This window comes from Micromonospora sp. NPDC051227 (assembly GCF_044455385.1).
Classification (GTDB): Bacteria; Actinomycetota; Actinomycetes; order Mycobacteriales; family Micromonosporaceae; genus Micromonospora.
The window spans coordinates 24314-43852 of sequence record NZ_JBITET010000007.1 but is presented as its reverse complement, the minus strand read 5'-3'; the positions used below and the strand labels follow the sequence as shown (position 1 = coordinate 43852).

Below are 19539 nucleotides of genomic sequence, written 5' to 3'. Positions count from 1 at the left end.
ATCGGGTGAGCGACACTGGCCTGCGACAGAAGGCGGCCCGGCTGCGCCGGGCGTACGCGCCGCACGAGCACCGGCCGCTCGGCGGCTACCTGGTGGCGATGGGCGCCTACGCCGGGGTGACCGGAGCTCTCGCCGGCCTGGTCAAGGCGACCGGCCGACCGGTGCCGGAGCGTCCCGCGCCGTCCGACGTGGTGCTGCTCTCCATCGCCACGCACAAGCTGAGTCGGTTGCTGTCCAAGGACGCGGTGACCAGCCCGTTGCGGGCGCCGTTCACCCGCTACGACCATCCGATCGGCAGCGGCGAGGTGATGGAGCAGGTCCGCGACTCGGGCAGCCCCACCCGGCACGCCATCGGCGAGCTGCTGAGCTGCCCGTTCTGCCTGGCGGTCTGGGTGGCCACCGGGTTGACCGGTGGCCTGGTGCTCGCGCCCCGGCTCACCCGCCTGGTGGCCACCGCGCTGACGGCGGTCGCCGCGTCCGACTTCCTCCAGATGGCGTACGCGACGGCGCAGCAGGCCGCCGAGGGTGGGCACCAGGACGACTGACGAGCAGGATGCGAAAGGGGGCCGGCAGACACCGGCCCCCTTTCGCGTACGCCTCAACGTTGCATGCCGGACCAACCGTGCGGCGACTCCGGCTCCCGTTCGTCCTCGTCCGCCCCGGTGATGATGTCCCGATCCACCGCCGTGCGGTCGTGCTCGTTGGCGAAGTCCGGCTCGGGCGTGGTGTCCCTGCCCTTCGGGGGCTGACCCAGCGCCGGCACCTTTTCGTCGTGGTCCTCGTGGTGCGTCATGTCGGTGTCCCTCCTGCGGTCATTCACGCGATGGTGCCGCCCAGGTCGCTCAGCCGATGGAACCGCCCAGCAGGTCGCTGGCCTCGTCCACCGCGTACTCGCCCTCGGGAAGCGCGTCGATGCGGGCGAGCAGGTCCGGTGGAAGCTCGGCGGCCACCGCCCGGCGATAGATCTCCGCCTGGGTGACCCGCTCCTGCGCCCGGAAGATGTCGTCGAGCAGGTCGTCGAGGGCCTGGGTGTCCGGCTCGTCGGCCACGGATGCGTCGTCGGTCACGTCGATCAGCTACCCGGGGCGGAATCGGTCAAACGTCACCTCGGTGTCGGCCTGCGCTCCCGGTCGATGCCCCCGCGAATCCTCCTTTGCTCTGCACCCGCCGAGGCGACAGTCACGCTCGGTAGGTGGTGCACGGACGGGTGCAGAGCAAAGGAAGGCAAAGGGGTAGCGGGGGCGAAGAGGGGCGAGGGTGATGTTGCTCGGCCCTCTCGGCCAGGCCGGTCCGCTGGGTTCGTCGCATACAGACAGCGCCGCCCCCGGCCTTGTGGGCCGGGGGCGGCGCTGGTGTCGGTGTGCAGGTCGCCTCTCGGCGAGTGGCACTACGCGGCTCCAGCCGGACGGTATTCCGCGAAGGCTATTTAGGTGAGGCCCGGGGACACTGGACACACCGACACCCCAGTCAACGAGCCGACCCCCGCTCGTGTTCCGCGGGTCGTGGTGTCGGCGATCACACCGTCGTCGGCAGGGTGGCCCGACGGGCCCGCACGGCCGAGGCGAGGTGGTCGAGCACCTCGGCGGTGTCGTCCCAGCCCAGGCAGGCGTCGGTGACCGACCGGCCGTACTCCAGCTCCCGGGTCGGGTCGAGCTCCTGCCGGCCGGGCAGCAGGAACGACTCCAGCATCACGCCGGTGATCCCACGCTGGCCGGCGGCCAGTTGGGCGGCCACGTCCGCGGCGACCAGCGGCTGGTTGCGGTGGTCCTTGCCGCTGTTGGCGTGACTGGCGTCGATCACCAGCCGCTCCGGCAGGTCGGCGGCGCGGAGCAGGTCGAGTGCCCCGGCGACCGACTCGGCGTCGTAGTTGGGTCGACCGCCCCCACCGCGCAACACCAGGTGCCCGTCGGTGTTGCCCCGGGTGTGCATGATCGCCGGAGTGCCGGAGAAGTCGATGCCGGGGAAGACGTGCGGCACACCGGCGGCGCGGATCGCGTCCACGGCCGTGCCGATGCTGCCGTCCGGGCGGTTCTTCATGCCGATGGGCATGGACAGGCCGGAGGCGAGCTGGCGGTGCACCTGGCTCTCCACGGTGCGGGCACCGATCGCGCCCCAGGCCACCGTGTCCGCGATGTACTGCGGGGTGATCGGGTCGAGGAACTCGCAACCCACCGGCAGGCCGAGGCGGAGCACGTCGAGCAGCAGTGCCCGGGCCAGCCGCAGACCGGTGTTGACGTCCCCGCTGCCGTCCAGGCCGGGGTCGTTGATCAGGCCCTTCCAACCGACTGTGGAGCGTGGCTTCTCGAAGTAGACCCGCATGACGATCAGCAGGTCGTCGGCGAGCCGGTCGGCTGCCGTCCGAAGACGCTGCGCGTAGTCCAGGGCGGCGGCCGGGTCATGCACCGAGCAGGGACCGACCACCACCAGCAGGCGGTCGTCCTCGCGGTCCAGCACGCGACCGACCGCGCGGCGGCCGGTCAACACGGCCGAGGCGAGCGGGGCGTCCAGGGGCAACTCGTGGTGCAGCAGGGCGGGCGTCGTCAGCGGCACGACACGGTCGATCCGCTGATCGCTGACCCGATCGGTCTCCGGGGTTGTCACGGTGGGCATCCTTCCGCCGACCGTGCCCGGGGCCGGTGCCCGGGACGAGCCGGCTGCTCGTACGCAAAAGGGCAGGAACGACAGCTCCTGCCCAGCCGGCTCGGTCCGTGGTGACGTCAGTTCATGGTGAAGTCACCGGCGTGCGAGCCGGCTGCCTAAACCATCGATAGGAACGCGTCACCGGGCCAGCGTACCCGACCGGACGCGGTCACCCGTCCTGTCGTCCCAAGATGCGGAGCGGAGTTCGCGTGCCGGGGGCGCGGTCGGGGTAACAGGGGTGCCATGACACACGAGCAGAGCGATCAGGAACGGGTGGAGTCCCGCGCGCACCACCTCCTGCCCGAGGAGGAGGCGGTGGGCAGCGACGACCCGGAGGCGCAGGCGGAGGCCATCCTCGCCGATTCGGACATCCGCGAAGCGGACCAGAACGCCGCACCGGACACGGTGCTGGAGCGTCGTACCTCGGATCAGACCGTGGTGGCGGTCGAACCGCCGGACTGAGCGGTCGCCCCGCGGGCCCGGCGCGACCCCCGGTAGGTCTGGTCGCGCAGCCAGGCCAGCGGACCTGCCACCCGCAGTTCGGGTGGCAGGTTGTGCACCGGGTCGAACGCGAGCGCCGCGTCCTCCACGGCGCTGAGCTGGGCATCGAGGCTGACCTGCCCGACCAGCCGCCACGGCCCCACCGCCGACGCGACCGCGAGCACCAGGCGCGGGGTGTCCGTCCGGGTCGCGGCGGCCGCCGTGGCCAGGCTGCGACCGAGGTCGGCCGAGTCGGGGTCGGCCAGGGCGGCCAGCCAGAGGCGGCGCCGACCCGCGCGGTAGCACGTGATCGTGCTGTACGTGCCGGTGAAGCGGCGTCGGGGCAGCGGCAGGTTCCGCAGCACCGGGGCCGCGCCGCTGGAGCTGACCAGCAGGTCGAACGGCCGGCCGCCGTCGCGGTGCAGGCGCAGCGCGAGGCCCAGGACGTCGGGCCAACTGCCGGGCGTGGGCGTCCCCTTGGAGAGCCGGATGGTGGTCCGGTACCGGCCGGGGTGGTCCAGCAGAGCAACACCGGTGGGCGGTCCGGGCGTACCCCAGATCACCGTCTCGCCGACGAACGAGCGACCGGCCGGATGCAGCAACCGGCCGCGGCGCAGCCGGCCGAGTGCGGTGCTGGCGCGTTCGACGGCGGTGGCGGCCCAGGACGGAGGCGGGGTGACGGTCATTGCTCTCCGGTACCCCAAGCGGCGGCTCCGATGCCGCCCGGGTCGGCTCGCCGACCGACCGCACGTCACCTTTCCGCCTCCGAGATCGGATAGCGTCGGGGCATGCCCGACAGCGGTTACCCCTGGCCCATTCAGACGTCCCGACTGGACAACGGCCTGCGAGTGGTGGTGAGTGAGGATCGCACCGCGCCCGCCGTGGCCGTCAACCTCTGGTACGACGTCGGCTCCCGGCACGAGCCGGCTGGGCAGACCGGCTTCGCCCACCTCTTCGAGCACCTGATGTTCGAGGGCTCGGTGAACGTGGCGAAGACCGAGCACATGAAGCTGATCCAGGGCTCCGGCGGCTCGCTCAACGCCACCACCAACCCGGACCGGACCAACTACTTCGAGACGGTCCCGGCCGAGCACCTGGAGCTGGCGCTCTGGTTGGAGGCCGACCGGATGGGCGGCCTGGTCCCCGCCCTCACCCAGGAGACGCTGGACAACCAGCGGGACGTGGTGAAGAACGAGCGCCGGCAGCGCTACGAGAACGTGCCGTACGGCGACGCCTGGCTGCGGTTGCTGCCGCTGCTCTATCCGCCGGGGCACCCCTACCACCACGCGACGATCGGCTCGATGGCCGACCTGAACGCCGCCGACCTGGCCACCTTCCAGGCGTTCCACCAGACCTACTACGCACCGAACAACGCGGTGCTCACCGTGGTCGGCGACGCCACCGCCTCAGACGTGTTCGCGCTCGCCGACAAGTACTTCGGCGCGTTGCCCGCCCGCGACGACATCCCGCCGGCACCGGACGGCCGCAGCGTCCCCGCCACCGGGCAGACGGCCGTCGAGTCGGTGAGCGCCGACGTGCCTGCGCCACGGGTCTACATCGCCCACCGCAGCTACCCCTTCGGCAGCCCGGGATACAACGTGATCACCGTGCTCGCCACCATCCTGGGCAGCGGCCGGGGCAGCCGGCTCTACCAGCGCCTCGCCGACGGCGAGCGGATCGCGCAACCGGACCTGGTCGGGGCGTACGGGGTGGACCTCGCCCATGCCCCGGCACCGCTGATCGCCACCGCCACCGCCCGCCCCGGAGTGAGCGCCGAGCGGCTGGCCGAAGGGCTGGCCGAGGTCGTCGACGAGCTGGCCACCGTGCCGGTCACCGCCGCCGAGCTGGATCGGGCCAAGGCGTTGCTCAGCACCGGGTGGTGGCGTCAGCTGTCCACCGTCGACGGCCGCGCGGACCTGCTCGGCCGGTACACCACGCAGTTCGGTGACCCGGCCCGCATCGCCGAGCAGTTGCCGGCCCTGCTCGCGGTCACCGCCGAGGAGATCGCCGAGGCCGCCGCCGACGTGCTCGCCACCGACCGGGTGACCCTGACCTACCTGCCCGAGGAGACCTCATGACGCTGATCGCCGACCGTCCCGGCCCGGGTGCCGCCCGCCCGTACCGGTTCCCGCCGGTGGTCCGCCGCGCAACGGCCGGTGGTCAGGTCGTCGCCGCGCACCTGCCGGGGCAGAACCTCGCCGTGGCCCTGCTGCTGCTCGACGTGGGCGCGGGCCAGGAGCCGGTCGGCAAGGAAGGTCTGACCGGCGTGCTGGCCAAGGCGTTGGAGGAGGGGACCGCGCAGCGGGACGCCGCCGCGTACGCGCTCGCCGTCGAAGGGCTCGGCACCGCTTTGTCGACCGGTCTGGACTGGGACTCGTTCCAGGCCAGCGTGGTGATCCCGGTGGACCGGCTGAGTGCGGCCGTGGAATTGCTCGCCGAGGCGGTCCGGACGCCCAGGCTCGACCCCGCCGACGTACGCCGGGTCCGCGACGACGAGGCGACCGCTCTCCGGATGGACTGGGCCAACCCCGGCCCGCGGGCCGACGCCGCGTTGCGCGCCGACCTGTTCGGCGCCCAGAACCGCTGGGGACGGCCGATGCACGGCGACCCGGAGTCGGTCGCCGGTTTGGACGTGGAGGACGTGACGGTCTTCCACTCGGAGTGGTTCCTGCGCCCCGGCACCCTGATCGTCGCCGGTGACCTGGACCGGATCGACCTGGACGCGCTGGCCGCCGCGGCGTTCGCCGGCACCGGTGGTGGCCCCGCCGAGCGGGGTGGCCCCATCGAGGTGCCGCTGCACAGCGGTCGACGGATCATCCTGGTGGACCGGCCCGGCTCGGTGCAGTCCACGCTGCGTCTGGGCCACCCGTCAGCACACCGGGCGCACCCCGATTACGTGCCGATGACGCTCGCTGGCACGGTCCTCGGCGGTGCGTTCACCTCTCGACTCAACCACCTGCTGCGCGAGGTGCACGGCTACACCTACGGCATCCGGGGTGACTTCGCCGCGTCGCGGCGGTTCGGTCGGTTCGCGGTCAGCTCAGGCGTGCAGACGGCGGTCACCACGCCGGCCCTGGTCGAGGCGGTGGGCGAGATCACCCGTACCCAGGCCAGCGGCGTGACCGAGGACGAGCTGGAGGTGGCCCGCTCCTGGCGGGCCGGGCAGCTCTCGGTCGAGTTGCAGAGCCCGCGGGCGATCGCCTCCGCGCTGACCACCCTGGTGGTGCACGACCTACCGGACGACTACCATGCGCGATTGCGCGAGTCGCTGCTCTCCGCCGACGTGGACCAGGTCTCGGCGGCGGCAGCCACCCATTTGCACCCGGAAGCCCTCACCCTGGTCATCGAGGGCGACGCTGCGGTGATCCGCGGCGACCTCGAGGCCAGCGCCCTAGGAGATCTCCTCCCCTGACCCCCGCTCCCTCCCGGCCTGCGCGCCCTCGGCCCCCGCGCCGTTGATCATGGAGTTGTTGTCAGTCGGCGTGTCGTGGCAATAACTTCATGATCGACGGAGTGGGAGGGGGCGGGGGTGTGAGGTGGGACCCGGGGGGTGGGAAAGGGGTCCCGGTTTCGGGGGTGGGGTCGGTAGCCTCGCGGGCATGAGGATCGGCATTGTGGGGGCCACCGGCCAGGTCGGTGGCGTGATGCGGCAGGTGCTGGCGGAGCGGAAGTTCCCGGCGGAGCAGGTGCGGTTGTTCGCCTCGGCGCGGTCCGCCGGGCGGGCGCTGCCGTGGCGCGACGGTGAGGTGACCGTCGAGGACGCCGCGACCGCGGACTATTCCGAGCTGGACATCGTGCTCTTCTCGGCCGGTAAGGGCACGGCCCGGGAGTTGGCGCCACGGGTCGCCGAGGCCGGCGCCGTGGTGATCGACAACTCGTCGGCGTTCCGGATGGACCCGCAGGTGCCGCTGGTGGTCGCCGAGGTCAACCCGCACGCCGCCCTGGACCGCCCGAAGGGCATCATCGCCAACCCCAACTGCACCACGATGGCCGCGATGCCGGTGCTGCGTCCACTGCACGCCGAAGCTGGCCTGGTGGGCCTGGTCGTCTCCACCTACCAGGCGGTCTCCGGCGCCGGGCTGGCCGGCGTCGCCGAGCTGGACGAGCAGGTCCGCAAGGTGGCCGAGCACGCCGCCGGGCTGGCCTTCGACGGGTCGGCCGTGGAGTTCCCCGCGCCGCGCTCGTTCACCCAGCCGATCGCCTTCAACGTCCTCCCGCTGGCCGGTTCGATCGTCGACGACGGCTCGTTCGAGACCGACGAGGAGCAGAAGCTCCGCAACGAGAGCCGCAAGATCCTGGAGATCCCCGACCTGTTGGTCTCCGGCACCTGTGTCCGGGTGCCGGTCTTCACCGGGCACTCGCTCCAGATCAACGCCCGGTTCGCCCGGCCGCTCACCCCGCAGCGCGCCCACGAACTGTTGGCCGACGCGCCCGGGGTGGCACTGACCGACGTCCCGACGCCGTTGCAGGCCGCCGGCCAGGACCCGACCTACGTGGGCCGGATCCGCGCCGACGAGACCGTCGAGTACGGGCTGGCGCTGTTCTGCTCCAACGACAACCTGCGCAAGGGCGCCGCGCTGAACGCGGTGCAACTCGCCGAACTGGTCGCCGCCGAGCGCCGCTGACCGGCACAGTCGAACCCTCACCGAGCCCTCGCCGTCCGTCGGCGAGGGCTCGGTGCCGTTCCGGGTGGTCGCCCGCGGCGGCCGGCAGGTCGTGCTTGGATGGGTCGGAGACGATCGTCCAACCTGGAGGACACCATGCCGGATGACCGCACCCAGCAGGCGTTGACCGATCTGGTGGCCGGCCGCTCGATGGGCGTGCTCGCCACCATCAAGCGGGACGGGCGTCCGCAGCTGTCCACGGTGCTCTACTCCTTCGACCGGGACGCGGGCCTGATCCGGGTCTCGGTCACCGACGGCCGCGCCAAGACCGCCAACCTGCGCCGCGACCCGCGTGCCAGCTTCCACGTCAGCAGCGAGGACGGCTGGGCGTACGCGGTGGTCGAGGGTCGCGCCGAACTGACCCCGCCGGCCAGCCAACTCGGCGACGAGACTGTCGAGGAGTTGGTGGCGCTCTACCGAGGGCTGAGCGGCGAACACCCCGACTGGGACGAGTACCGCCAGGCCATGGTCGACGAGGGGCGGATCGTGCTACGCCTGCACGTCGAGCGGCTCTACGGGATGCCACCCCGAGGCTGACCCGCCCACAGCCGATCAGCCCGGCTCGATCACGGTCACGCCGGGCCAACGCTGCGCCGGCCGGTGCCGGGCCAACCGCTGCCGCGACCGGGCCACGTCCACCCGGGCCGGGTTGTGTCGCCACACCCCGGCCAGCAGGTCCGTCAGGCCGTACGGGGCGCAGACCCTGAGCCGACCGGCCGGGTCCAGGCGGACGGCCACCGCTGTCGCGTACTCCGGCCAGGTGGCGACCGCCTCGGCCACGCTTCGGTACGGCTCGATCGGGTCGCCGCCGAACTTGGCCGCGTACCAGGTGTGCACCGCCGCCTGGTTGCGCGCCTGCCACGGCGGCTGCGGCCACATTCCCGCCAGCCGGGCGGTGGCCCGGTCGTCGTCGGCGCGGGTCAGCCTCGCCGGGTCGAAGAAGACCACGTCCACATCGCGGACCTGTGCCGGGTCGAACCCGTCGCCGTACCGCTCGCCCCACACCAGGTCGCGCAGGGCGCCCGCGCCGACCCAGGCGTCCGGCAGCCCGGAATCACGCACCACGGTCAGCGCCCGGGTCAGCCAATCGCTGCCGGAGACCAGTTCCCGCAGTTCCTCCTCGCCAGTCATCATCCGCCCACGGTAGGCAGCGGAGCCGCCGGTAGGTGGGTGTGCCGCCCGTCGCCGGGTACACCGCCCTGCTTTGCCGCTGCGGGACGTCGGGGAGGAGGTGGGCGATGGGCGCCCGCACGAGCAGCGACGAGACCGGTCCCGCGGACCCGACCCGCGGCGGCACCCGCGCGGACAGGCCGGGGCCGTCGGCGTTACCCCCTCCCTGGCGGCGGGTAGACGGGCCGTGCCGACACCGAGAGGGGAGCACCATGACAACGGTCGGAGAGTTCATGACGACCCGGTTGGTGACGATGGACGGCAACGACACGCTCATCGCCGCCGCGCAGGAGATGCGTGACAGCGCGATCGGCGATGTGGTGGTGACCGACGGCGACAGTGTGGTCGGCATCGTCACGGACCGGGACATCACGGTCCGAGGTGTCGCGGGGAACATGGACCCGGGCTCGACCCGGTTGAGCCAGATCACCACTCGCGACGTGATCACGGTGAGTCAGTACGACGATGCCGTGGCCGCCGCGGACCTGATGCGGACGTACGCCGTACGCCGACTTCCGGTGATCGACGACGGGCGCCTGATCGGCCTGGTGTCGATGGGTGACCTCGCGGTCGAGCGCGAACCGCAGTCGGTCCTGGCCGACATCAGTGCCGACGACCCGAACAACTGACCCGTCCGCCGCGGCACGCGCCGGCTCTCCCTTCCGGGAGGGCCGGCGCTGTGGCGTCATCACCGGCGCGGGCGGGTGCCGGGTCACCCGAATTGGGCGAGGTTGACCGGGGGAGCGGCGGGGACCCGTGCGGGGACGTGCAACGCCGGCCGTCCGTGCGACGCGAGCGCGGTGGGTGGGATCCCCGGCCCGGCAACTGGGAGGAGTGGACCCGATGGTGGACGCGACCACGAGGTTCTTCGAGGACCTGGACCGGCGGGGGTACGAACCCCTGCTGGCCAAGACCTCCGGGACGCTGCGGATCGACCTGCACGAGGGGGCGCAGACCCGGCACTGGCTGCTGAGGATCGACCACGGCCGGCTGAACGTCAGTCAGGAGGACCAGGAGGCCGACACGATCATCGGCGCGAGCCCGGTCCTCTTCGACGACATCGCCTCGGGGCGCGAGCACGGCCTGGCCGCGCTGTTGCGGGGGGACATGACGGTGTCGGGCGACGCGCGTCTCGTCGTACAGGTGGAGCGGATCTTCCCGGGTTCCCCGGACGCCCGTGGGCCGCGTCGGCGATTCGCCGGGGAGGTGCACTGATGGGGCAGAGCAACACGATCCGGATCCTGGACGGCAACACGTTCGTCGTCTGCGAGGACACCGGTGACATCGAGGCGACGCCGAGCGAGCCCACGGGGCTCTTCTCCATCGACACCCGGTTCCTGTCGACCTGGGTGCTGACCGTCAACGGTGAGCGACTCAACTCGCTCTCCTACGACGACCTGCAGTACTTCGAGTCGCGATTCTTCCTGGTCCCGGGGATGGCCACGCACTACGTGGACGCGAAGCTGTCGATCATTCGGGAGCGCACTGTGGGCGGCAGCTTCTGCGAGCAGCTGACCATCCTCAACCACGACGAGAAGCCGGTCGACCTGGAAGTCCGGATGGACGCGGCGTCGGACTTCGCCGACCTGTTCCAGGTCAAGGACGAGATCCTGAACAAGAAGGGCGAGATCTACACCGAGGTGGAGTCGGACCGGCTGCGGCTGGGGTACCGGCGTGGCAACTTCCGCCGGGAGACGGTGATCTCGTCGTCGATGTCGGCCCGGTACGACAGCAAGGGCTTCACGTACACCGTCCACCTGGAGCCCAACGAGCAGTGGGATGCCTCGATCGACGTCCAGACCCACGCGGTCGGGCCCGGCGGCCGGGACCTGCGGTTCGGGCTGCGGACACACGGCACCGAGCGGCTCGCCCTCCAGCACGACCTGGAGAAGTGGATCGCCGACGCGCCCAAGGTCAACAGTGAGCACGGCCGGGTGGCCAGCACGTACCGGCGCAGTCTGATCGACCTGGCGGCGCTGCGCTTCTCGCCGCTGTCGCTGGGCGGCGCCACCCTGCCCGCCGCCGGTCTGCCCTGGTTCATGACCATGTTCGGCCGGGACAGCATCCTCACCTGCCTGCAGACACTGCCGTTCACCCCGCAGCTGTCGAAGACGACGCTGCGCATCCTGGCGTCCCTGCAGGGCAGCCGGTTCGACGACTTCCGGGACGAGGACCCGGGGCGCATCCTGCACGAGATGCGCTACGGCGAGACCGCGGCCTTCGAGGAACAGCCACACTCGCCGTACTACGGCTCGGTCGACGCGACGCCGCTGTTCCTCGTGCTGCTCGACGAGTACGAGCGGTGGAGCGGAGACGTCGCGCTGGTCAAGGAGTTGGAGCAGGAGTCCCGGGCGGCGCTGAGGTGGATCGACAACTACGCCGACCTGGTCGGCACCGGCTACATCTGGTACGAGCGACGCAACACCGACACCGGCCTGGAGAACCAGTGCTGGAAGGACTCCTGGGACTCGATCTCCTACTCCGACGGCACGCTGCCACCGTTCCCACGGGCCACCTGCGAGGTGCAGGGGTACGCGTACGACGCGAAGGTCCGCGCGGCCCGGTTGGCGCGGGAGTTCTGGGGTGACCCGGAGTTCGCCGACCAGTTGGAGCGGGAAGCGGCAGAGCTGAAGGAGCGGTTCAACCGGGACTGGTGGGTGGACGACGGCGAGTACTTCGCCCTGGCCCTGGACCCGGACGGCCGGCAGTGCGACATCCTCAGCTCCAACATCGGCCACCTGCTGTGGAGCGGGATCGTCGAACCCGAGCGGGCGGAGAAGCTCGCCGCGCACCTGGTCGGGCCGCGGCTCTTCTCCGGCTGGGGGGTGCGCACCCTCGCCGAGGGGGAGGCCCGCTACAACCCCATCGGCTACCACAACGGCACGATCTGGCCGTTCGACAACTCGATCATCGCCTGGGGTCTGCGCCGCTACGGCTTCGCCGAGGAGGCCGCGACCATCGCCAACGGCATCCTGGACGCGGCCACGTACTTCGACGGCCGGTTGCCTGAGGCGTTCGGCGGCTATCCGCGGGAGCTGACCAAGTTCCCGGTGGAGTATCCGACGGCGTGCAGTCCGCAGGCCTGGTCGACCGGTACGCCGCTCCTGCTGCTGCGCACCATGCTCGGTCTGGAGCCGCACGAGGGTCACCTGGCGGTCGAGCCACGGCTGCCGGTGGGGATGGGTCGCATCGAGGTGCTGGACATCCCGGGTCGTTGGGGCCGGGTGGACGCGTTCGCCCGGGGCCGGCTGGACCTGGACAACCTCGGCGACTGACCGATCCGGCCGCCGAACCGGCGGTGGCGCGCCACCCGCGTCGCCGCCGGGTCTCCACCCAGCCGATCCCCAGCCGGTCAGGGTAGATTCTGCGAATGCCGGAGCTCGTGTACCCGCCCGTTATCGCCGCCGCCAAGACGCTGTTCCGGGTCCTCGACCTGAAGATCACCATCGAGGGCGCCCACCACGTACCCCGCACGGGCGGGGCGGTGCTGGCCAGCAACCACGTCAGCTATCTCGACTTCATCTTCGCCGGTCTGGGCGCGAACGCGTCGGGCCGGCTGGTCCGCTTCATGGCCAAGGACTCGGTCTTCACGCACAAGATCTCCGGCCCGCTGATGCGTGGGATGCGGCACATTCCGGTGGACCGGCAGGCCGGCGCGGCCTCGTTCCGCGCCGCCGTGGGCGCGCTCAAGCAGGGCGAGGTCGTCGGCGTCTTCCCCGAGGCGACGATCAGCCGGTCGTTCACCGTGAAGGAGCTCAAGAGCGGCACGGTCCGGATGGCCCGCTCGGCGAAGGTGCCGGTGCTGCCTGTCGCGTTGTGGGGCACCCAGCGCCTCTGGACCAAGGGCCGCCCGCGCACGCTGACCCGTCGGCACACGCCGATCACCATCCTGATCGGCGAGCCGGTCAACCCGGCGGACTTCCCGGACCCGAACGTGCTGGCCGCCGAGCTGACCACCCGGCTCAGCGCCCTCGTCGACCGGGCGCAGCGGGATTATCCGGACACCCCCGCTGGCCCGGACGACACCTGGTGGCAGCCCGCGCACCTGGGCGGCAGCGCGCCCACACCGGAGGAGGCGGCCGCTCTGGACGCCGCCGCCGAGCACCGCGCCCCCAGCGCCTGACGCCGAGTTGGCCAAATCGTTCCGCACCCGGACAGAATGGTGTCTGCCGGCGCGAACGCCGTCCGACCAGGATCGTCCGTGCGAGCACCGGCCTCACTCCGCTCGGCTACCAGCAGCTGCTCCGGGTGGAACGGGCCGAGCACCTGATCGGGCACGGCACCACAGTGGAAGCCGCCGCGCGGGCGGTCGGCTTCACCGATGCCCGGATGCTGCGCCGCCTGCGAGCCCGCCCCACGAGGTCGGATCCGGTCTCGAGCGGTAGTAGTCGTCCCGGGAGTGGAACTCCACCGGCAACGAGCCGGGCAGCGTGATCCGGGTGTCCCCGGCGAGCAGACCGGGGCCGGCCCGCAGCAGCAGCACGTCGCGCTCCTGGGCCGAGAGGTCGACCAGTTGTGGACGGTTGAGCCGGAACATGGCCACCGCCCGGCGAACCTGCCGAGCCAGCGCCACGACCTCGGCGGTCGTTCCGCTGAGGGCCAACGCCGGCTGCTGAATGGTGCGCAGCGCGTCGCAGACGATCAGCAACTGCGCCCGGGCGTCCGGCGCGCTCGTCGGCAGCTCCAACCGGGACGGCCACTGCCAGCGGATCTGACCGCTCATCAGGCCGTTCACTCGAGCCGGCGGTCGAGCCCGGTGCGTGCCGTCGCCGACCAGCGACAGCTGCGAGCCACTGCCCACCCAGCAGATCCGCTGGTCGGTGACGGTCACCGCGACCGGCTCGGGCAACTGCCAACGGCGTCGCACCTCGCTCGGCCCGAGCAGGTAGCCCGCGACCAGCAGCCGGTGTCGCCCGAGCAACCGTTCGCCGGCCATCGGTCGCAGGTTGTAGCGGCGGTCCAGGGTCGGGCCCGCGTCGTCGTCGGGGGCGTCGAACCGGTGGGGACCGATGAAGAAGGGGGACGCGTCGGCGTGCATCGTCACGACCTTCCGGTCAGCTGGCTGTGTACTGAAGCCTTCCGGACCGCTGCGCCCCTGTCATGACGCCTGTTAGGGGGTCGGCCGGTCGTGTGTCGCCTGTGACCGGTAGATGCCGATCTCCTCCGGGCGGACGAGACCGTCCTCGATCGCACGGGCGAGTAGTGCCGCCTTTGTGGCGGCTGGTCGCCCCGCCCGGGTGTACTTGATCCGCGCCCGGTCGACGTACTGCTTCACGGTGTGCTCGCTGATCTGCATCCGCCGAGCGACCGAAGCCTTGGACATCGACTGGAACCAGAGCAGCAGCGCCTCACGCTCCTTGTCGGACAACATCGGCCGGTCCGGCCGCGGGTCGCCGACCATCGCACCGGCAAGCGCCGGTGGCACGTACGGGCGGTCGCTCGCGGCGGCCAGCACCGTTTGCACGCAGTGTTCCCGGCCCTCGTGCTTGGCCAGGAACGCCACCGCCCCGGCGTCCAGCGCGGCGAGCATCGTCTGCGGGTCGGTGTGCTCCGAATAGACCACCACCCGCCGCCCGGCGGCGCTCAGCTCGGCCAACTTGTCCAACGCCATCCGCCCGTGCAGCCGCAGGTCGAGCAGGATCACATCGGCGTGCGGCGCCGCCCGCAGCACCGCGTCCGGGTCGTCGCCGGTGGCGAGCACCGTCAGGCGCGGCTCGGTGGCGAGCCAGGCGCGGACCCCCTCGACCACGACCGGATGGTCATCGACGATCGCCACCCCGACCGGCCGATCGCCGGTCACCGCCGCCACCGGGTCTGCGCCCATCTGATGTTCCCGTCCCGTTCGTAGAGGTACTGCACCGGCCCGTCGTCGTGCTCCCCGGGGGGCGGGCCGGTCGACTCCGGTCCCTCCCGGTCCGGGGTGACCAGGCTGACCACCACCTCGTCAGAGCCGGAGACCACTGTCAGACGCGCCCATCCCCGGGCGTCGGCGAGGGTGCCGGTGAGCGGGTCGGCCAGCCGGCGGCGAACCTCCACCGGCAGCGGTGGCGGGGTGCCGATGGTGACCAGGTCGATCGGTAGGCCGTTGCGTTCGGCCAGGTCGGCGGCGGCTCGCAACTCGTGCAACAACGGGTCGGGCACATCGTCGGACTCGGCGATCAGCCGGCGCAGCCGGGCGGCGGCCAGCATGCACCGGCGCTGCACCTCCGGGTCGTCCGGGTCGGCCTGGCCGCCGGCCAGGTCCCCGAGGACCCGCCCGGCCGCCGAACTGACCAGAGCGAGCCGGTCCCGGCGTTCCCGAAGGCCCCGCTCGGCGGCATCCCGCTCCGCGGCCATCGCGTGACCGGCGGCCGAGACGGCGGCCCGTTCCCGAGCCAGGCCGACGATGACCGTGCTGCCCACGAAGACCGCCACCGGCAGGGAGAACGTGCCGTAGACGTACATCACGTAGCGGGCCACGTCGGCCGGATCGGGGCCGTGCACGAGCACGGCGACGAGGGCGATCAACGCGTGCGTGCTGAGGAGCGCGATCAGCCCCACGACGCGCCGACCCCACACCGCCAGCACGAAGAACCAGCCGAGCGTGCCCCACACCCAGTTGGCGGCGGTGAACAACTGCCGCTCACCGGCCGCGGCGAAGACGGCCGCGTCGACGACCAGCAGCAGCCCGGCCAGCGGCCACGGCGGCAGTGGCGAGCCTTGCAGCAGTCGTATCCCGGCCACCGCGCCGGTCACGGCGACCAGGACCCAGGCGCCGAGCACCACCGCTGGCGCGGCGAACTCCGCGCGGGCGGACAGCACCGCCGGCAGCGCGATCGCGACGTGCCAGGCCAATGCGATGGCGACGGCGGCGATCCGGGCACCCCGGTCGGACGCGTGCGCCACGGCGGCCGGTGCGGCGAGCGCCGCGGGGGAGTCCGGCTCGCGGGGGGTCGGGACGCTGGTGCGGTTCGGTGCTTCCGGCGCGTCGGGGGGGTGCGCCGGGGCGTTCAGGTCAGCCGACACCGGGCCACTCCAGTCGAATCCGGGTGCCCGCGCCGACGGCCGAGTGCACGACGGCCCGCCCACCGACCGTCGCCATCCGGCCGCGGATCGACTCGCGCAACCCGTACCGGTGTGGTGGGACGGTGGCCAGGTCGAAGCCGGGGCCGTCGTCGGCGACCTCGACCACGACGCCGATCGCGTCGCGGCTCAGCCGCAGCGTGGCCACGGCGCCCGGCGCGTGGCGGACCACGTTGGACAATGCCGCGTAGGCGCTCTCGCTGATCGCGTCGGCCACCCCGACGGGGACCGTGCAGGACGCCAGGTCCAGCCGTACCGCGAGCTCGGGCAGCCGGCCGACCACCAACCGCAACCGCCCGTCGAGGGGCACCGGGCCGTCGCCGGCCACCGGGCCGACGTCGGTGAGCGAGACGAGGGTACGCAGGTCGGCCGCGCACCGGTCCCGGAAGGCGACCGAGGGCCCAGCCACCGCGCCCAGCCCCACCATGGTCAGCGTCCCGAGCACGGTGTCGTGCAGGTCGCGGTTCTGCTGGCGTTCGGCCTCGCGGGCGGCGCGCGCGACCAACGCCTCCCGGGTCATCCGCTGGTGTTCGACGAAGGCGCGGTCCGCCCGCCCGATGCGTCGGCGCATGACCGCCGCCATCATCGCCGTGCAGGCGGTCTGCGCCAGTAGCGTGGCCGCGTGCGCCCGAGCTTCGGTGGGGTTGCCGGCGGCCTGCGCCCCGGTCACGTAGGTGGCTAGCACGAGTAGTCCGGCCGGGATCGACCAGCGTGCCGAGGTCGTGGCCTGTGTGTTGATCACCGTGGTGCTGGCCAGCACGGCGATCCAACTGCCCTCGCCGGGCAGCACCTCGGGCGCAACCAACACCGGGATGAGCAGGCAGGTCAGCGCGGTGACCGCCACGTCACCGGCGACGAGGCCGGGGCCGATGCCGTGGCGCAACGCGCGGTGCGCGTACCAGAGAGACCAGCCGGTCAGCACTGCCACGGCAGGCACCAACACCGCCTGCTCCACCGGCGGGGTCTGCACCGACACGGCCACCGCCGCGCCGAAGAGCCCGCAGCTCAGCCGCAGCAGCGCTGGCAATGTGGTGAAGATGAGGCCCAGGGCCCCGCCAGCCGGATTGTCCAGCGTGGGCGGCGGCATGGTTGGGGTGGCAACGGCCGGCATCGGGAAGTGTCCTTCCGACAACGACCCGGTCCGGGTCCACGTGGCGTAGATCGACATCGGACAATAGCATGGGGGTCGTGACGGAGTGATCTTTTGCGTGCGGAGTGTCGCTAATGTGTCACTCTGTGCTGCGGGGCTGAAGGAGGTCCCAGCGGTTGCCGTAGAGATCGACGAACACCGCTACCGAACCGTACGCCTCGTGCCGCGGTTCCTCCAGAAAACGCACCCCGGCCGCCACCATCCGGGCGTGGTCCCGGGCGAAATCCTCCGTGTAGAGGAACAGCCCGACCCGGCCGCCGGTCTGGTCGCCGATCCGAGCCTGCTGCTCGGCGCTGCTCGGCCGGGCCAGCAGCAGGGCAGTCTCCTTGGCCCCTGCCGGGCGGACCACCACCCAGCGTGAACCGTCCGGTCGGGCGGAGTCTTCCACCAGCTCGAAACCGAGGTCGCCGACGTAGAAGTCGGTCGCCTCGTCGTACTCCCTGACCAGCAGCGCGACAAGTCCCAGATGTGCCATTCGGCCATTCTGCCGGCGGACGCCCCGCGCCCAGCCGGCGACGTCCCCACCGGTCCCCCGCGTCACGCCGCGGCCCGGCCGGCCGGAACCGGACGCGTCTGCCGTCCGTCTCATCCAGGGTGGAAGGGTGGTGAGCCGGATGCGCTCGTCCCGGACGGTACTGGCGGTGGCACTGCTCGGCATGGCGCTGGGTGGCTGCGGTGGCACGGACATCGGGCCGGGCGGGGCCGACGAGCCCGCTCCGGCCCAGATCGTCGATGGGTGGACTTCCTGTGCCGAGGCGGCACCCCGGGCCGGCGTGATGATCACGGTGCCGAACACGGAGACGTCGCCGCCGGCCGTGAAGGAGCCGACGATCGGTCGCATCGACCCGGCGTTCACCCCGGTCGCGGCCGTGATCTGCGGGCGCGAGATTCGGCCGGGCCCCAACGGCGGCCAGGAGCAGATCGCCACCGAGCGACGCGCCGAGCAGCTCGGAGCGCTGGTCACCGCGCTGCGCCTGCCCAGCGAGCAGACCGATGGGGAGGTCGCCTGCACCCTCGAGATGGTCGTCCCGCCATGGTTGGCCCTGGTGGACGACCGGGGGCGCTGGCTGCGGCCCCACATCCCGACGGACTCCTGCGGCAAGCCTCGCGCCGAGGTGATCGCCGCGTTGGCCGGGCCGCAGTGGACCACGGTGGACACCCGTACCATCCGGCAGATCGAATCCGCAGCGGCCGAGGCCGCCGGATGCGCGCAGCAGTGGACGGACATGGTGTGGGTGGAGACCCGGAACGGCAGCCCGGGGCCGGCCGGGCCGGGGCTACCGCCGGCCGCCGGGCCGCTGCGCCTCTGCGTCTACCAGGTGCCCGCGTCGCTTCAGGAAGGCGAGAAACCCGCGGGCGACTTCGTGTACGGCGGGCCGCTGCCGACCGAACGCCAGGCGGGCGTGCTCCGGGCGCTGTCCAATCGCCGGGCGGTGGTCGACTGTGCCACCCCGGCGACCCGCTTCGCGGTGCTACGCCCGCTCGAAGGTGCAGGCCCCGACCGGTACGTGGAACTCGACGGCTGCCGCCGGTTCCTGGTCGCGCCAGCGACGGGCGCTGCGCAGCTTGGCCAGGGTGACGACGCGCTGGTCGCCCTGCTGGGGCCCGTCTGAGCCCGAGCCGGGGCGTGGTGCACACGCTGATCGCGCGAGGGAACTGCCGCCAGAAACGCTAGAGCGCCCCGCCGCCTCGGATGGAGTCGGCGGGGCGCTCCGCGGATCGCGCCGCGGTCGGCACTGCTCCCGGGCATGCCCGCTACAGCACGTCATCACTGGCCCACCCTCTTGAGCTGCTGGACGATCTGGATCGGGTTGCCGTCCGGGTCGGCCGTCCAGGCGATCAGCAGGCGATCGAGCCACCGGTGCGGTGCGGTGCGGTGCGGTCAAGGCGGGGGCGCCGCTCGCCGTGAGTCCGGCGTACGCGGTGGCGGTGTCGTCGGTCCGGAGGATCACCGCGGCACGCTGGTCCCGGCGCCGACGGGGCTATCTCCGTCCTCGGAGAAAATCTATGAGCGAAGCGCTAGACATTCGCGCCGTCGCCGGCTAACGTTCCTGGGGTCGAGAAAAGAGCAAACAAAGACGCTGACGTTGCCGCCCCGCACGAGGGCGAAGGAGTGCGGCCCAGGGATCTTGTAGGGCCTGCTCAGTTCGGCGGCAGACATTGCCGCAGTCAGGTAGTACGCAGGAAGGCGTGTGACAGCGGGTGGGGCCAACGCTTGTTCAGGGCCGCACCCGAGGTGAGAAGAGTTCGTCGTACGTGTCGGGGCCATGAAGTCGCGTGGGGCTCGGACACCGACGGACAGCACGGAGTACGGCAGAGGAAATCAGAGGCAAGGGAGGGCATTACACCGTTGGATCGCCCGCTGCCAGTCGC

General features: G+C 72.0%; 21 protein-coding genes. 11 read left to right on the top strand and 10 right to left on the bottom strand.

Annotated features, from left to right (window positions below):
• The first annotated feature begins 5 nt into the window (after window positions 1-5).
• Window positions 6-545 carry a DUF1360 domain-containing protein gene (locus tag ACIA47_RS18745; RefSeq protein ID WP_396709420.1) on the top strand — a complete coding sequence of 180 codons (540 nt, stop codon included), beginning with the start codon at window positions 6-8 and terminating at the stop codon, window positions 543-545.
• Between the two features lie 53 nt (window positions 546-598).
• On the opposite strand, the gene ACIA47_RS18740 is transcribed toward ACIA47_RS18745, so the two are convergent.
• From ACIA47_RS18740 to ACIA47_RS18730, 3 genes are all read right to left on the bottom strand, one after another.
• Window positions 599-793: a hypothetical protein gene (locus ACIA47_RS18740; RefSeq protein ID WP_091405645.1), complete on the bottom strand. Its 195-nt coding sequence runs from the start codon at window positions 791-793 to the stop codon at window positions 599-601.
• Between the two features lie 49 nt (window positions 794-842).
• Complete coding sequence (locus ACIA47_RS18735) at window positions 843-1076, bottom strand: hypothetical protein (protein WP_238410902.1); 234 nt, start codon at window positions 1074-1076, stop codon at window positions 843-845.
• Window positions 1077-1515: 439 nt separating this feature from the next.
• On the bottom strand, window positions 1516-2610 hold the full coding sequence (locus ACIA47_RS18730; protein WP_091405633.1) for a 3-deoxy-7-phosphoheptulonate synthase: 1095 nt from the start codon (window positions 2608-2610) through the stop codon (window positions 1516-1518).
• Between the two features lie 273 nt (window positions 2611-2883).
• On the opposite strand from ACIA47_RS18730, the gene ACIA47_RS18725 reads away from it, so the two are divergent.
• Window positions 2884-3102: a hypothetical protein gene (locus ACIA47_RS18725; protein ID WP_091405628.1), complete on the top strand. Its 219-nt coding sequence runs from the start codon at window positions 2884-2886 to the stop codon at window positions 3100-3102.
• Here ACIA47_RS18725 and ACIA47_RS18720 read toward each other — a convergent pair.
• The gene (locus ACIA47_RS18720) at window positions 3069-3806 is read right to left on the bottom strand and encodes a phosphodiesterase (RefSeq protein WP_396709417.1); all 738 of its coding nucleotides are present in this window, start codon (window positions 3804-3806) and stop codon (window positions 3069-3071) included. The two genes, ACIA47_RS18725 and ACIA47_RS18720, sit on opposite strands and share 34 nt — an antisense overlap.
• Before the next feature lie 102 nt (window positions 3807-3908).
• On the opposite strand from ACIA47_RS18720, the gene ACIA47_RS18715 reads away from it, so the two are divergent.
• The 4 genes from ACIA47_RS18715 (at window position 3909) to ACIA47_RS18700 (ending at window position 8321) form a co-directional block, all read left to right on the top strand.
• Window positions 3909-5198, top strand: a complete 1290-nt coding sequence (locus tag ACIA47_RS18715) for a M16 family metallopeptidase (protein ID WP_396709415.1) — start codon at window positions 3909-3911, stop codon at window positions 5196-5198.
• Complete coding sequence (locus tag ACIA47_RS18710; protein WP_396709413.1) at window positions 5195-6532, top strand: M16 family metallopeptidase; 1338 nt, start codon at window positions 5195-5197, stop codon at window positions 6530-6532. The genes ACIA47_RS18715 and ACIA47_RS18710 overlap by 4 nt, the downstream gene beginning before the upstream one ends.
• 187 nt (window positions 6533-6719) lie before the next feature.
• Entirely contained in the window at window positions 6720-7745 is a 1026-nt protein-coding gene (locus ACIA47_RS18705; protein ID WP_396709411.1) for an aspartate-semialdehyde dehydrogenase, read from the top strand.
• Window positions 7746-7880: 135 nt separating this feature from the next.
• Window positions 7881-8321: a PPOX class F420-dependent oxidoreductase gene (locus ACIA47_RS18700; RefSeq protein WP_396709749.1), complete on the top strand. Its 441-nt coding sequence runs from the start codon at window positions 7881-7883 to the stop codon at window positions 8319-8321.
• Window positions 8322-8336: 15 nt separating this feature from the next.
• On the opposite strand, the gene ACIA47_RS18695 is transcribed toward ACIA47_RS18700, so the two are convergent.
• Complete coding sequence (locus ACIA47_RS18695; protein ID WP_396709409.1) at window positions 8337-8918, bottom strand: nucleotidyltransferase family protein; 582 nt, start codon at window positions 8916-8918, stop codon at window positions 8337-8339.
• Window positions 8919-9166: 248 nt separating this feature from the next.
• On the opposite strand from ACIA47_RS18695, the gene ACIA47_RS18690 reads away from it, so the two are divergent.
• From ACIA47_RS18690 to ACIA47_RS18675, 4 genes are all read left to right on the top strand, one after another.
• Window positions 9167-9583, top strand: a complete 417-nt coding sequence (locus ACIA47_RS18690; protein ID WP_203122561.1) for a CBS domain-containing protein — start codon at window positions 9167-9169, stop codon at window positions 9581-9583.
• A gap of 214 nt (window positions 9584-9797) precedes the next feature.
• Window positions 9798-10169 carry an SCP2 sterol-binding domain-containing protein gene (locus tag ACIA47_RS18685; protein WP_203122560.1) on the top strand — a complete coding sequence of 124 codons (372 nt, stop codon included), beginning with the start codon at window positions 9798-9800 and terminating at the stop codon, window positions 10167-10169.
• The gene (locus tag ACIA47_RS18680) at window positions 10169-12229 is read left to right on the top strand and encodes a glycogen debranching N-terminal domain-containing protein (protein WP_396709406.1); all 2061 of its coding nucleotides are present in this window, start codon (window positions 10169-10171) and stop codon (window positions 12227-12229) included. Before ACIA47_RS18685 ends, ACIA47_RS18680 begins: the two co-directional genes overlap by 1 nt.
• 95 nt (window positions 12230-12324) lie before the next feature.
• Window positions 12325-13077 (top strand): lysophospholipid acyltransferase family protein, encoded by a 753-nt coding sequence (locus tag ACIA47_RS18675; RefSeq protein ID WP_203122557.1) that lies wholly within the window; start codon window positions 12325-12327, stop codon window positions 13075-13077.
• Window positions 13078-13269: 192 nt separating this feature from the next.
• On the opposite strand, the gene ACIA47_RS18670 is transcribed toward ACIA47_RS18675, so the two are convergent.
• The 5 genes from ACIA47_RS18670 to ACIA47_RS18650 form a co-directional block, all read right to left on the bottom strand.
• Entirely contained in the window at window positions 13270-13992 is a 723-nt protein-coding gene (locus ACIA47_RS18670) for a hypothetical protein (protein WP_396709404.1), read from the bottom strand.
• A 72-nt stretch (window positions 13993-14064) separates the two neighbouring features.
• Window positions 14065-14778 (bottom strand): response regulator transcription factor, encoded by a 714-nt coding sequence (locus ACIA47_RS18665; RefSeq protein WP_203122553.1) that lies wholly within the window; start codon window positions 14776-14778, stop codon window positions 14065-14067.
• Window positions 14751-15959: a hypothetical protein gene (locus ACIA47_RS18660; RefSeq protein ID WP_396709401.1), complete on the bottom strand. Its 1209-nt coding sequence runs from the start codon at window positions 15957-15959 to the stop codon at window positions 14751-14753. Before ACIA47_RS18660 ends, ACIA47_RS18665 begins: the two co-directional genes overlap by 28 nt.
• Window positions 15949-17127: a sensor histidine kinase gene (locus ACIA47_RS18655; RefSeq protein WP_396709747.1), complete on the bottom strand. Its 1179-nt coding sequence runs from the start codon at window positions 17125-17127 to the stop codon at window positions 15949-15951. The genes ACIA47_RS18660 and ACIA47_RS18655 overlap by 11 nt, the downstream gene beginning before the upstream one ends.
• A 118-nt stretch (window positions 17128-17245) precedes the next feature.
• Complete coding sequence (locus tag ACIA47_RS18650; protein ID WP_396709399.1) at window positions 17246-17641, bottom strand: VOC family protein; 396 nt, start codon at window positions 17639-17641, stop codon at window positions 17246-17248.
• Between the two features lie 127 nt (window positions 17642-17768).
• Here ACIA47_RS18650 and ACIA47_RS18645 point away from each other — a divergent pair, with 127 nt between their 5' ends.
• Entirely contained in the window at window positions 17769-18779 is a 1011-nt protein-coding gene (locus ACIA47_RS18645; RefSeq protein ID WP_396709397.1) for a hypothetical protein, read from the top strand.
• Window positions 18780-19539: the final 760 nt, after the last annotated feature.

Coding starts and splice junctions, on each gene's coding strand:
- ACIA47_RS18740 (WP_091405645.1), bottom strand. CDS start 793: ATGACGCACCACGAGGACCACGACGAAAAGGTGCCGGCGCTGGGTCAG.
- ACIA47_RS18730 (WP_091405633.1), bottom strand. CDS start 2,610: ATGCCCACCGTGACAACCCCGGAGACCGATCGGGTCAGCGATCAGCGG.
- ACIA47_RS18725 (WP_091405628.1), top strand. CDS start 2,884: ATGACACACGAGCAGAGCGATCAGGAACGGGTGGAGTCCCGCGCGCAC.
- ACIA47_RS18720 (WP_396709417.1), bottom strand. CDS start 3,806: ATGACCGTCACCCCGCCTCCGTCCTGGGCCGCCACCGCCGTCGAACGC.
- ACIA47_RS18715 (WP_396709415.1), top strand. CDS start 3,909: ATGCCCGACAGCGGTTACCCCTGGCCCATTCAGACGTCCCGACTGGAC.
- ACIA47_RS18710 (WP_396709413.1), top strand. CDS start 5,195: ATGACGCTGATCGCCGACCGTCCCGGCCCGGGTGCCGCCCGCCCGTAC.
- ACIA47_RS18705 (WP_396709411.1), top strand. CDS start 6,720: ATGAGGATCGGCATTGTGGGGGCCACCGGCCAGGTCGGTGGCGTGATG.
- ACIA47_RS18700 (WP_396709749.1), top strand. CDS start 7,881: ATGCCGGATGACCGCACCCAGCAGGCGTTGACCGATCTGGTGGCCGGC.
- ACIA47_RS18695 (WP_396709409.1), bottom strand. CDS start 8,918: ATGATGACTGGCGAGGAGGAACTGCGGGAACTGGTCTCCGGCAGCGAT.
- ACIA47_RS18690 (WP_203122561.1), top strand. CDS start 9,167: ATGACAACGGTCGGAGAGTTCATGACGACCCGGTTGGTGACGATGGAC.
- ACIA47_RS18685 (WP_203122560.1), top strand. CDS start 9,798: ATGGTGGACGCGACCACGAGGTTCTTCGAGGACCTGGACCGGCGGGGG.
- ACIA47_RS18680 (WP_396709406.1), top strand. CDS start 10,169: ATGGGGCAGAGCAACACGATCCGGATCCTGGACGGCAACACGTTCGTC.
- ACIA47_RS18675 (WP_203122557.1), top strand. CDS start 12,325: ATGCCGGAGCTCGTGTACCCGCCCGTTATCGCCGCCGCCAAGACGCTG.
- ACIA47_RS18670 (WP_396709404.1), bottom strand. CDS start 13,992: ATGCACGCCGACGCGTCCCCCTTCTTCATCGGTCCCCACCGGTTCGAC.
- ACIA47_RS18665 (WP_203122553.1), bottom strand. CDS start 14,778: ATGGGCGCAGACCCGGTGGCGGCGGTGACCGGCGATCGGCCGGTCGGG.
- ACIA47_RS18655 (WP_396709747.1), bottom strand. CDS start 17,127: ATGCCGGCCGTTGCCACCCCAACCATGCCGCCGCCCACGCTGGACAAT.
- ACIA47_RS18650 (WP_396709399.1), bottom strand. CDS start 17,641: ATGGCACATCTGGGACTTGTCGCGCTGCTGGTCAGGGAGTACGACGAG.